This window comes from Winogradskyella sp. MH6 (assembly GCF_022810765.1).
Lineage (GTDB): Bacteria > Bacteroidota > Bacteroidia > Flavobacteriales > Flavobacteriaceae > Winogradskyella.
In genome coordinates this window covers 1,107,219-1,120,360 of record NZ_CP094494.1, presented here as the reverse complement: position 1 = coordinate 1,120,360, position 13,142 = coordinate 1,107,219, and the positions used below count along the sequence as shown (strand labels likewise).

At 33.0% G+C, this 13,142-nt stretch carries 9 protein-coding genes and 1 tRNA gene; 2 read left to right on the top strand and 8 right to left on the bottom strand.

Annotated elements, in window-relative coordinates:
* Position 1: 1 nt before the first annotated feature.
* The 6 genes from MST30_RS05045 to MST30_RS05020 form a co-directional block, all read right to left on the bottom strand.
* Complete coding sequence (locus tag MST30_RS05045) at positions 2-4,321, bottom strand: CusA/CzcA family heavy metal efflux RND transporter (protein ID WP_243473292.1); 4,320 nt, start codon at positions 4,319-4,321, stop codon at positions 2-4.
* 69 nt (positions 4,322-4,390) lie between these two features.
* Positions 4,391-4,789: a hypothetical protein gene (locus MST30_RS05040; RefSeq protein WP_243473291.1), complete on the bottom strand. Its 399-nt coding sequence runs from the start codon at positions 4,787-4,789 to the stop codon at positions 4,391-4,393.
* 82 nt (positions 4,790-4,871) lie between these two features.
* Complete coding sequence (locus MST30_RS05035; protein ID WP_243473290.1) at positions 4,872-5,009, bottom strand: FeoB-associated Cys-rich membrane protein; 138 nt, start codon at positions 5,007-5,009, stop codon at positions 4,872-4,874.
* A complete protein-coding gene (gene feoB, locus MST30_RS05030; RefSeq protein WP_243473289.1) occupies positions 5,010-7,109 on the bottom strand; it encodes a ferrous iron transport protein B in 2,100 nt (699 codons plus the stop codon).
* Positions 7,102-7,335 (bottom strand): FeoA family protein, encoded by a 234-nt coding sequence (locus MST30_RS05025; RefSeq protein WP_243473859.1) that lies wholly within the window; start codon positions 7,333-7,335, stop codon positions 7,102-7,104. The genes feoB and MST30_RS05025 overlap by 8 nt, the downstream gene beginning before the upstream one ends.
* Positions 7,336-7,408: 73 nt before the next feature.
* A complete protein-coding gene (locus MST30_RS05020; protein ID WP_243473288.1) occupies positions 7,409-8,083 on the bottom strand; it encodes an SCO family protein in 675 nt (224 codons plus the stop codon).
* A gap of 194 nt (positions 8,084-8,277) precedes the next feature.
* Between MST30_RS05020 and rseP the strand changes: the two genes are divergently transcribed.
* Complete coding sequence (gene rseP, locus MST30_RS05015; RefSeq protein ID WP_243473287.1) at positions 8,278-9,621, top strand: RIP metalloprotease RseP; 1,344 nt, start codon at positions 8,278-8,280, stop codon at positions 9,619-9,621.
* A 72-nt stretch (positions 9,622-9,693) separates the two neighbouring features.
* Positions 9,694-9,767, top strand: a tRNA-Asn gene (locus tag MST30_RS05010).
* Between the two features lie 60 nt (positions 9,768-9,827).
* On the opposite strand, the gene MST30_RS05005 is transcribed toward MST30_RS05010, so the two are convergent.
* Together MST30_RS05005 and MST30_RS05000 are read right to left on the bottom strand one after the other, a co-directional pair.
* Positions 9,828-10,784, bottom strand: coding sequence for a hypothetical protein (locus MST30_RS05005; RefSeq protein ID WP_243473286.1), 957 nt, complete (start codon positions 10,782-10,784; stop codon positions 9,828-9,830).
* Positions 10,785-11,093: 309 nt separating this feature from the next.
* Positions 11,094-13,139, bottom strand: a complete 2,046-nt coding sequence (locus MST30_RS05000; protein WP_243473285.1) for an ATP-binding protein — start codon at positions 13,137-13,139, stop codon at positions 11,094-11,096.
* Positions 13,140-13,142 lie beyond the last annotated feature (3 nt).

Genomic DNA, 13,142 nt, shown 5'->3' with positions numbered 1-13,142 from the left:
CTTAAAAAATATTTAGAGTAAGGTGGTTAATTTGTATTACGGTTTGATTGTAAGCGTTTAAATTTTCCAGGTACGATAATTCAATTTCGCTAGCGGTTTCAAGACTTTGTATGTATTGAAAAAAGTCAATTTCACCTTCTTTAAACGTACGATTTGCTGTTTTTATAATTTGATTTTTAAGGTCTTCGCCTTCATTATTATAGTAATTTACAGCGTCTTCGTATTGCGCTAAAGTCGCCAAAAGCGCATTATACTTAGTGTTTAACTTGGTCTTATAATCTTGCTGTTGTTCTGTAATAATGTCTTTAGCAATTTTTGAAGCTTTTATTTTTGAAGCATTGCCAGAAAACAACAACGGAATTTTCAACCCTAATTGATACCCTTTAATATTAGTATTTAATTGGTCGTTTGTACCTTGAAAATACTCTACACTAATGTCGGGTAATAAGTTTTGTTTTTCCTGTTGATAGATGGCGTTTTGATAGTTTTTAGCTTGTTCAAAGTAGTGTAAACCAACATTATTTTGTGTTGAAATACTTTCAATTTGTAGTTGTTCAAGCGGTTGATCTACAATCTCTAAACTATCAACTTGCACAATACTTTTTAATTGTTCTTTAGAAAATGAAACTTCTTTAAGCGCCTGTTTGTATAAGGTTTCTAGCTGTTTTTGTTTGGATTTGGCGGTAATCATTTCTAAATAATTAGTTTCGCCAAGTTCAAAACGACGTTTAGATTTATTGGCAAAATCTTGATACAGACTATCTAAATATTTATAAGTTTTTGCCTTGTTTTTAGAGTAACTTAATTGATAATAGTTGGCGTAAACCGCTTGCTGTAATTGCTCAAACCTGAGATTATAATGTGTTTCTTCTAAACTAGCTTTTGCTTTATTGGTTTTCTTTTCGGCAAAATATACCGTCGGAAACTTAAAATCTTGAGCAATACCAAACACTTTTAAGGGTTGATTGTTTATGGCTAAATTATTTTCGTCATAACTGTAATAAATAGACGTTTTATCAAAATTAAAAGCGCTTCCTATTAAAGCATTACTTTCGTCTACCTTAAGATTTGAAGCTTTTAAACTAGCATTGTTTTCTATAGCTAACGCTAAGGTTTCTTCAATGGTTAATGGGTTTTGAGCGTTAGCATTCATCATAAAAAAGAAACCGAGAATGGTAACGATTGCTGTTTTATTCATTTTAATTTCTTTTTTAGTTTCAAACCACGCGTATAAAACGGGTAATACGATTAGGGTTAATACGGTTGCAGTGACTAATCCACCAACCACTACGGTTGCTAACGGACGCTGAACTTCGGCACCAGCATTGGTAGAAACCGCCATAGGTAAAAACCCTAAAGCTGCTGCTGCTGCGGTTAGTATAACAGGTCGTAAACGCTCTGAAGTTCCACGCTTTATGCGTTCTTCAATATCATCCATACCGTGTTCTTTCAGTTCTTTAAAATGCTCGATAAGTACAATACCGTTAAGTACCGCAATACCAAAAAGCGCAATAAAACCAACACCTGCAGAGATGCTAAACGGTAAATCGCGTAACCATAAAAGCAATACGCCACCAACAGCAGATAATGGAATAGCAGAGTATACTAATAAGGCTTCTTTTGCTGAGCCAAATGCAAAATACAGCAGTAAGAAAATTAAGGCTAAAGCAATTGGTACAGCAATCATTAAACGTGCTTTGGCACTTTGTAAGTTTTCAAATTGTCCGCCATAAGTTACGTTGTAACCAACAGGTAATTTTAGTTGCTGGTCTAGAATGGCTCTGACATCATCTACTACCGATTGCAAATCGCGATTACGTACGTTAATACCAACAACAATACGACGTTTTGTATCATCTCTTGAAATTTTTGCAGGTCCGGTGGTGTATGTGATTTCTGCTAATTCGCTAAGCGGAATTTTTGTTCCACTTGGCGTATCGACATATAAATTTTGAAGACTGGCTAGGTTTTTTCTGTTGTTTTGGTCTAAACGCATCACTAAATCAAAGCGCTTTTCGCCTTCAAAAACTTGACCAACAGTACCGCCAGCAAATCCCATTGAAATCACTTGATTAACATCTGAAATATTAAGTCCGTAGCGCGCAATTTTACTTCGGTTGAAAGACACACTCATTTGTGGTAAACCTTCAACTTTTTCAATGATGATATCTGAAGCACCTTCAACGTTTTTAATGAGTTCTTTGACTTCGTCTGCTTTATTGGCTAAAATGGATAAGTCTTCACCAAAAATTTTAATAGCAACATCGGCTCTAACACCAGTGATTAGCTCGTTAAAACGCATTTCAATAGGTTGGGTGAATTCCACTTCCATACCAGGAATGATGCTTAATGCCTCTTTAAATTTATCGGCTAATTCGTCTTTACTTTCTGCGCTTACCCATTCGTCCTTTGGTTTCAGTTTTATAATCACATCACTTTCTTCCATAGACATTGGGTCTGTAGGGACTTCGGCAGCACCAATACGACTAACAACTTGATCAACTTCTGGGAAATTTTCTAACAGAATATTCTCGATTTTGGTCGTAATTTCAATGGTTTTTCCAAGTGATGTTCCTGTTTTTAAAACAGGTTGAATTACGAAGTCGCCTTCATCTAAAGTTGGCACAAATTCACCACCCATTTTACTAAATAAAAAGATGCTGATAGCAAGTAAAAGTCCTGCTAAACTCACTACTGTTTTCTTATGGTTCAATGCCCAATGTATTGATGGTTTGTACCAAGAGTTAAGCACTTTCATTAACCTAACGGAAACATTTTTTTCGCTTGATGCTTTAGGTTTCAAAAATAAAGATGATACTACAGGAACATAAGTTAAGCATAGTAACATAGCACCAATTAACGCAAAGCTGAAAGTCAATGCCATTGGCTTAAACATTTTGCCTTCTACACCGCTTAATGATAAAATTGGAATGAAAACAATTAAGATGATTAATTGTCCGAAAATGGCAGAATTCATCATTTTTGAGGCGCTTTTTAATGTAATTTGATCAATTTCCGACTGTTTTGCTTCTTTTGTGAGTGATTTTAGTTTTTCACTTTCGGTAATAATTCTAAAAGCAATAAACTCGACAATAATCACTGCGCCATCAATAATAATCCCGAAATCTATTGCGCCAAGACTCATTAAATTGGCATCTACGCCAAAAATGTTCATTAGTGAAATGGCGAATAATAAACTCAACGGAATAACAGACGCAACGACCAAACCAGAACGCAAATTACCGAGTAATAAAACCACAACAAAGATGACGATTAATGATCCTAAAATTAGGTTTTCAGATACGGTAAAAGTGGTTTTGCCAATCAGCTCGCTACGTTCTAAAAATCCGTTGATGTAAACACCTTCGGGTAAACTTTTTTGAATGTCTTTTACACGTTCTTTTACGGCATCAATAATAGCTTTAGAGTTACCGTCTTTAAGCATCATAATTTGCCCAAGTACTTTTTCGCCTTCACCATTACCAGTTATAGCACCAAAGCGAGTAGCACTTCCAAAACCTACTTTGGCAACGTCTTTTATATAAATTGGTGCTCCTTCGTTTTTGACTACGATTTGCTCTATATCTTCAAGGTTTTTAACTAAACCTTCACCACGAATAAAATACGCTTCATTAGTTTTTTCAATGTAACCACCACCAGCAACACTGTTGTTTTTTTCTAATGCATCGTAAATTTCGGACACCGAAATATTCATAGCATTTAACTTATTTGGGTTAATAGCAACTTCGTATTGCTTTAAATATCCGCCCCAAGTATTAACTTCAACAACACCAGAAATACCTGATAGTTGACGCTTAACAATCCAGTCTTGTATGGTACGTAAATCGGTAGTTGAGTACTGGTCTTTATACTCTGGTTTTACATCCAAAATGTATTGGTAAATTTCACCTAAACCTGTGGTGATTGGCCCCATTTCTGGTGAGCCAAAACCATCTGGAATAACTTCTGAAGCAGACTTAATTTTTTCAGCAATTAATTGTCTTGGCAGATATGTGCCCATTTTGTCTTCAAAAACAATCGTTACTACAGAAAGCCCAAATTTTGAAACTGAACGAATCTCTTCTACGCCTGGTAAATTTGCCATTTCTAGCTCGACAGGATAGGTAATAAATTGTTCAACATCTTGGGTTGATAAATTACGTGATGTAGTAATCACTTGGACTTGGTTATTGGTAATATCTGGTACAGCTCCAATAGGAATTTGGGTTAAAGAGAAAATTCCGAAACCAATAATAAATGCCGTAAAAAGGAAAATAATAAGCTTATTATTTAAGCTTGATTTTATGATTTTTTCTAACATAATTCATAATTAATTAAAAATTTAAATACGACTGATTTAATAAAAAATCAGACCTGAGTTTTTAATGAATTATGCGTGTTTTGGTGGTTGAAAAAGCTGTGTATCGCTTAAGGAAGCGTATAGGTTTAAATAATGAAAATTAGCTTCAGAAGTTGTGGTAATTTCAAAAGAATCAACAGAAGGTTGAAAAGGAATTTGTACAATAGCTAAAATTGAAACGTAGTGACCTTGACATTGAAAAGGCAATTGTTCGTGGTCGCTTTGTTCTCTGTGATTGTGCTCGGTATGTTCCGCTTTTTGTTTGCCATAGTGTTTAGACAGGAAGACAAAAAAGTTATCACCATATTCTTGTTTGTGAAACTGAGCATGCTCAATGAGTTCATCTAATTGCATAATATCATCTATGCTTATCTGAAAACTCTGGATAAGTATAATGCCTGATAATACTATGTAAATCAATTTGCTCACCAGACAAAATTAGTAAAAAAGTAATTAAATTTTATTAAAGAAAAATTAATAAAATATAAAGGTTGGTTGTTAAGAGCTTAAATTAGTTGCAACCGCAACTATCTGTTCCGCAAGATTTAGCCTTAGTTTTCTTAGGCTTCCAAATGAATTTTCTAGCAAGAAAACCTATAGCAATAAGTAATGCTGAAAATACTAGTATATTTTGGATAATGTCATTCATTTATTTCAAAAATTGAAAAGCAGCCAATGCTACAATATAAGCAAAAGCACTCATAACCACTAATTGATAAAGTGGCCATTTCCAAGAATTAGTTTCACGTTTTACAATAGCAAGCGTACTCATACACTGCATTGCAAAGGCATAAAATAATAGTAAAGATATTCCTGAGGCAAAGTTAAATAATGGTCCTCCTAAAATAGGATTTACTTCGCCTGCCATTCTGTTTTTTATGGTTTCTTCTTCGTCACTACCAACACTATAAATCGTGGCTAGCGTACCAACAAAAACTTCTCGTGCTGCAAAAGATGATACTATGGCAATGCCAATTTTCCAATCGTAGCCTAAAGGTCTAATAGCTGGTTCTATGGCTCTTCCTGTGATGCCTATAAAAGAGTGTTCTAACTTGTGCGACGCTATTTTTTGCTGTAATTCATCTTCAGAAAGATTATCCGAAGCATATTGTTCGGTTACGATTTGTTCGGCATTGTTAAAATTTTCGCTAGGGCCATAAGAGGCTAAAAACCAAAGTACAATTGAAATCGCCAAAATGATCTTACCAGCACCAAATACAAAAGCCTTTGTTTTTTCTAAAACCGTAAGTGCAACATTTTTTAGTAATGGGACTTTGTAATTAGGCATTTCAACTACAAAGAAAGATTTACTTCTAATTTTTAAAACCTTATTGAGTATCCAAGCAGAGCCAACGGCTGCACCAAAACCAATTAAATACAATAGCATTAAGGTAAGAGCTTGGTAGCTTAATCCTAAAATTCTTCCTTCTGGTATTACCAATGAAATGATAATAAGATAAACAGGCAGTCTTGCAGAACATGTTGTAAATGGAGTTACCAAAATAGTGATGAGGCGTTCTTTCCAACTTTCAATATTACGTGTTGCCATAATAGCAGGAATTGCACAAGCAGTACCAGACATTAAAGGTACTACACTCTTTCCGCTAAGTCCAAAACGTCGCATAATACGATCCATTAAAAACACCACGCGACTCATATAACCGCTTTCCTCCAAAATGGAAATAAACAGGAATAAAAAGGCGATTTGAGGTATAAATATGACGATTCCACCTAACCCTGGAATGATACCTTCGGCTAATAAATTGGTAAATGCTCCTTCTGGTAAAATGCTTTTGGTCCATTCGCTTAGTGAAGCAAATGTGCTATCTATGAAATCCATTGGTACACTAGACCAGTCATAAATAGCTTGAAAAATAGTAAGTAGTATAAAGCCAAAAATAAGGTAGCCCCAAACTTTGTGCGTCAAAATTCTATCAAACTTAATTCGTAAATCTTTTGCAGATTTAAGGTCTATGGTTTGTCCTTTTTTTAGCGTATCGTTGATGAATTGATAGCGTTTTATAGTTTCCTTTTGTTGCAGACGTTTTAGATCTGTTTTTGATTTTGTTTTAAAATCTGAAACTGCTTCAATTGTTTTACGGTCGGTTTTACCAAAGTTTACATCTTGTGTAATGACCAACCATAATTTATATAATAGCTGATTTGGGAATGCTTTTCTGAGGTTATTAAAATAAGTTTCATCAATAGCAGAAGCGTTCATACAAGGCTCTGTAGAAAGCTCTTTATAGTTAGTGATTAATTCTTTTAGTTCAGAAATTCCGCTATTCTTTCTGGTGCTTACAAGTGCAATTTTAGTATTAAGTCGCTTTTCTAAATAAGGAATATCTAAAGAAATACCTTTATATGCCATTCTATCAGACATATTAATAACCAAGATACTTGGTATTTCTAGATCCTTAATTTGAGTAAATAATAAAAGATTACGTTTAAGGTTTTCTACATCACTAACAACAACAGCAACATCTGGAAAATCTTTGTGTTCTTTGTTGAGTAGCAGCTCTATTACAACATTTTCATCTAATGATGAAGCATTAAGGCTATAAGTTCCGGGTAAATCTATAATGTGTGCTTTAACACCTCGAGGCAGTTTACAAATCCCTTCTTTCTTTTCAACGGTAATACCAGGATAGTTACCAACTTTTTGGTTTAAGCCTGTTAAGGCATTAAACACAGAGGTTTTACCAGTGTTAGGATTTCCTATTAATGCAACGTTAATCTGCTTACCCATTTACTATTTCTATTACGATGTGTATTGCAGTTTCTTTTCTTATAGCAAGGTGTGTACCGTTAATATTGAGGTACATAGGATCTGCAAAAGGTGCAACTTGAACCAATTCTACAGCATTGCCAGGTAAACATCCCATTTCAAGAAGTTTTAATGGAATATGAATTGAGGATACATCTTTAATAATGCCTTGTTCTCCACGTTTTAAATCTGCAAGTGTCAAGCTTATCCTTATTTAGATTGAATTTAAAGAAGCAAAAGTAAGGTAAAAAATTAAGTGTTTAAAACCCTTTTAGAAGAATTTAATCTTCTTGCTTAAGGATTTTGATGTCATTAAGGATTTTTTCTATGTCTTCAGGATTGGTGCCATCATAAAACCCTCTTATTTGACGATTCTTATCAATAAGCATAAAGTTTTCGGTATGTATCATATCATACTCATCACCATTACCATAAGTTTTCACGGCTAAATAACTTTTTCTAGCTAACTCATAGATTTGCTTTTTATCTCCAGTAACCAAGTTCCATTTACGATCAATAACACCTTTTTCTTTTGCATACTTTTTTAGTTGAGCAACACTATCAATTTTTGGTGTTACGGAATGAGAGAGTAGCATAATGTCATCATCACTAATGATTTCTTTTTGTATTTGGTACATATGATCCGTCATAATAGGACAGATAGTTTGGCACGTTGTAAAAAAGAAATCAGCAACATAAATTTTGTCTTTGTAGGTGTCTTGTGTAATAATTTCACCATTTTGATTAATTAGACTAAAATCCGCTATTTTGTGGTATTTAGCTTGGTGCTGTATGGTGCTATCTACCAATTCTTCACTTACCATAGCAGGTTGGTAAATAGGCAATGGTGCAGGAACATTTAAAACATTATAAATTACAGCTAATATAATGAGCGATAGTACTGTAAAGAAGATTCCAAACTTTTTATATTCTTTAAAAAACGAAAGAAAAGACATAGATTCAGCTTCAAAAATTAAGAATTACAAAGGTACGATTAAGGCTTATTTTCTTGAATATTTTTAACAGAAATATAGCCTTGAAGCACAGTGAATTATAATTCCGTGTTAAAAATATTCTTATTAGAAATACATTTATTTTCTAAATGCCTTGAAAACATTACTTTTGTCAATCGAAATTTGAAAATGACTACATGGAATTTGTAATTAAGATATCCCAATTCTTATTGAGTTTATCCCTTCTTATCGTCTTACACGAGTTGGGTCACTTTATACCAGCAAAACTTTTTAAAACTAAAGTCGAAAAATTTTACCTCTTCTTTGATGTAAAGTATTCGCTTTTCAAAAAGAAAATAGGAGATACTGTTTACGGTATTGGTTGGTTACCTCTTGGTGGTTATGTGAAAATTGCCGGAATGATAGATGAGAGCATGGACAAGGAGCAAATGGCACAGCCACCAAAGCCTTGGGAATTTAGATCTAAACCAGCATGGCAGCGTCTTATTATTATGCTTGGTGGTGTAACAGTAAACTTTATTTTGGCTTATGTTATTTATGTTGCTATATCTTTTACCTATGGAGATTCGGATGTAAAAGTTGATAGTTTAAAAGATGGTTATTCTATAGAAAATCCGTTATTAAGTGATTTAGGTTTTAAGACTGGTGATAAAGTTTTAGCCATTAATGATGAGCCAATTATTAATGATTCTGATATTGGTTTTAACTTAATTAAAGCACAATCTGTTACGATTAGTAGAGATGGTAAAGAACAGACTATTAATTTACCAGAAGATTTTTTAGGGCAATATTCTGCAAGTGGTGTAAAAACCAATTTTGAATACCGTATTCCGTTTATGGTAGGTAAAGTTGCTGATTCTTCTTTAAACAAAGGGAAAGGATTAAAGAGAGGTGATGTTATAACCAGTATAAATGGTAAGCCTTTAAAATATTTTGACCAATTGGACGAGGTAAGAGGTGACTTAAAAAGCACAAGTGTAACAGCCGAAATTCTTCACGAAGATAACACAACCTCTACAATGGAACTTCAGCTTGATAAGGATGGTAAACTAGGAATAAGACCTTATAACAATCCTAAACGATTTGAAGAGTTAGGATACTATGATATTTTTAGAAAAGAGTACAGCTTCGGAGAAAGTTTTGGTGCAGGATGGAGAAAGTTTACTAAAACCATAAGTAACTATGGTGACCAATTAAAAGCTATTTTTAATCCAAGTACAGGTGCTTATAAAGGTTTAGGTGGTTTTAAAGCTATTTACGACCAATTTTCACCAGTATGGAGCTGGCCATATTTTTGGGGATTAACAGCATTTTTATCAATTATGTTGGCAATTCTTAATTTACTACCAATACCTGCTTTAGACGGAGGGCACGTAATGTTTTTACTCTACGAAATGATATCTGGTCGTAAGCCAAGTGAAAAATTCTTAGAGCGAGCACAGATTGTTGGCTTCTTTATTTTAATAGCTTTAGTGTTGTTTGCAAACGGAAACGATATATTTAAAGCAATAACAAAATAAAAAATTAGGTTTTCATATTGCAGAGATTAAAAAATAATTTATATTTGCGCTCGCTAAAGCGAAAAAATACCTTCCTCAGTAGCTCAGTTGGTTAGAGCATCTGACTGTTAATCAGAGGGTCGTTGGTTCGAGCCCAACCTGAGGAGCAAAAAAAGCCTGATAATTTTATCAGGCTTTTTTATTTTAAGTAAATTCCTAGATTGAAGTTATTTATATTTTATTTCTCTTATAATAAGTGCATCTAGAACTAAATTTTTTGGACCATTAAAAAGTGAAAAAGTACTTTTTTTAATCCAATTACCATAACTATCGTATTCTAACAATTCATAACTCATTTGGGTATCTTCATAAAAATGTTGTGTTTTGACTAAATTTCCATTTTCATAAGTATAGAGAATAGTATTATGAAGGCGTATCCCATAGACTTTTTTCTGAAGTAAATTTTTAGAATCGTAGAAAAACTTTGCTTTACTATTTGTTACATTATCGTTTAAATCGTTACTAGTAGAAGCCATTTCACTTATTATATTACCATACTCATCATATTCATATATAGTTTCCACATGCACACCATATGAATCTAGTTTTATCACATCGTTTTTTTCGTTGTACTCATAAAAATTACCACCATTTGACCTGCCATATCCATTATGGGTTGTCTCGCTTTCAATTAAGCCATTATCCTTTAACCGATATTTGATTATGCCTTTATGATTGACAGTATCTCTTGGACTAAAAATAAATATCTCAACAATGTTTTCAGAGTATACAAACTTTTCGATTTCTTTGGGGTTTGACTTTGTAATTTTCTTTAAGTTATTAATCGAATCGTAGCTAAAGGAATAATTAAATTCTTCATAATAACCATCAACGTCATAATTTTTCTTCTCATTGTAATCAATAACATTACTATTTAGGTATTTGATAGTTATAGATTTATTGAGACTTCTTTTTTCAGGAATATAGTTAGTCGTCTTTGAACGTTTATCATACTTATACTCAAAGACCTGCATCTCATCAATAACCTTTTTATCATTAATGACATCTATGCCCTTGTAACTATAGTTTGGGTGAGTGATTTCATATATTTTATCCTTAAATGTTTGCGCGCTAATTATAAAAGACAATGAATAGCAGATGAAAAATAAACAAATAGATTTCATGAAAGATTAAATAGTATTAGTTAAAATAGAATTATTGATGTATATAATGTTATTATTAGTTAATCCTCTGTAGGATACTTGTTTTTCAGTTCAGTTAGCATCACTTTTGTTTTGAGATGTGCTTATTAAGGATAGCGATAAGGAAAAAATTAAGGCTAAATTTCTCATAACATTTAAATATATGAAATAATGAGGTTTAAATTTAAGATTTATAGAAGGTTATGCAAAACCTTTAATTTAAATATATATGAGTGTCTTTAGATTTTAGTAAGATTCATCGGGTGTATACTCAAGCCAATAAGCTCTTTTTTAACTTGAGAAATATTTAATTAATAAACTTTGTAGTTTTTGCTGGGATAGCGGTTTGGCAAGGTAATCTTTCATGCCAAATTCTATAGACTTGTCTATGGTTTGTTTGGTCACATCGGCAGAGAGACCTATAATTATCACTTCGTGATTATTCTCTTTTATAAGTCGTGTGGCTTCGTAACCGTCCATCTGCGGCATGTGTATGTCCATAAATACAAGCTGATATTTCTTATTCTTTGCCATCTTAACGGCAGAAATACCATCGTTGGTATGGTCCGACTTTACTCCAAGATTTTCCAGAAGTTTCGTTAATACAAGAACATTTATGTTGTTATCATCCACAACTAAGACTTTTAGTTCATTAAAGTTGAGATAGGAGATATTGCTGCTGGTAATTTTTGGGGATTGTTTATCTGATAGTTTAAAAGGTATATTAACTTGAAATGTGCTCCCTTCATTAAGTTGACTTTCTACTGAAATTTTACCACCCATTAACTCAACTAAATTCTCGCATATAGCTAGACCAAGTCCACTACCTTCGTGCTTCTTCTTAATGCCTTGATCTACTTGTGTAAATCTTCTGAAAATTTTTGAAAGCGTATTTTTTGGAATCCCAATACCTGTATCAGATACTTTAACACTAATATTTACGCTATCGTTTTTTAAGGTTTCTTCATAAATCACTGTAGCTCCACCAGAAGTTGTGAATTTTAAAGCATTTTTTAAAAGATTGATGATAATCTGATTGAGTTTACCTTCATCTCCAATTACAGAAAAGTTTGAATTTGAATTTAATTTTAGATTTATATAAAGGTTTTTGGCTTCAAACCCGTCTTTAAATTGACTTACCAATATTTCTATTGCTTTGCTAGGTTTAAAAACCACCTCGTTTAAACTAGCTTCTCCAGACTCAATTTTGTCTATCTCCAAAACGTCATTTACCAAGGCTAGTAGGTTTTTAGAAGATTGATCCATTAAATCTATATAATGATCATAATTATCTGACTTATTTGAGTTCTTCATTAATTGTATTAAACCTAAAATACCATTAAGTGGTGTCCTTATTTCGTGACTCATATTTGAGAGAAACTCTGTTTTTGCCTTAGACGCTTTTTCAGCTCTATTGCGCTGTTTACTTAGTTTTTTGTTAGTTATTACTAGCTTTTTATTGGCTCTAATGGCTCTTAGACTTTCTGATTTGGCTCTAAGATAGAAGTAAATGAGTAAACTCATTAAAGTAGATAATACCAAACCAAAAATAAGCATGTAATTTATAGAAGCGCTTTTGTCACTTAAAAAACTCGCAGAAGCAGGAGTAACTTTAATAGACCAGTTTTGATTGTCTAGACTATCAATTTTCAAAATGTTGGTATACATGAAATCCTTGCTCGAAACTTCTTTTTGAGATTGGTTTTGAGTATAAAATACACTGTTGTTTTCGTCCCTAATTTCTATACTGTAATCAGATAGGTTTTCTGCAAAAGCATCCAGATTTTCCTTAAAATCCATACCTGCCGTTATCGTGCCTTTAAATTCTCCATCAAAATAAACAGGAACATCTACTAAAAAGGCATGTCCGCCTTGAGTCATTTTAGACCATGGAGTAATATTTGTAGAGCCATCCAAGCTATGCTTAATCCACTCGTCACGTCGATAATCTATTTTAGAAATATCCAGCCCAATTGCAGCCTCATTACCTTTAGTTGGATTTATTTTGCGAATAATCATTAAGTTATCGATCCATTCAATAAATTTAAAGGATGCGTTTTGCTGTAATATTAATTCAGCATCATATTCCCAATAATTAAAATAATCACCATTGGTAATCTCAAACCTATACTTTAAATTCTCTAAGCTTTGGATATCGCTTTTAATTATAGAAAGAAACTTTTGAGAAAGGAGTTCGCCTGAATTATTAACCCTTTCCTGCAGTGCTAATTTTTGAGCAGTAATAGATTTATCCCATAAAAATAGAACCAGAAGATTGAGAAAAATAAAAGAAAAAAAAGGGATTAAGACCTCTCTTTTTCTGACTTTTGCAAACATTTG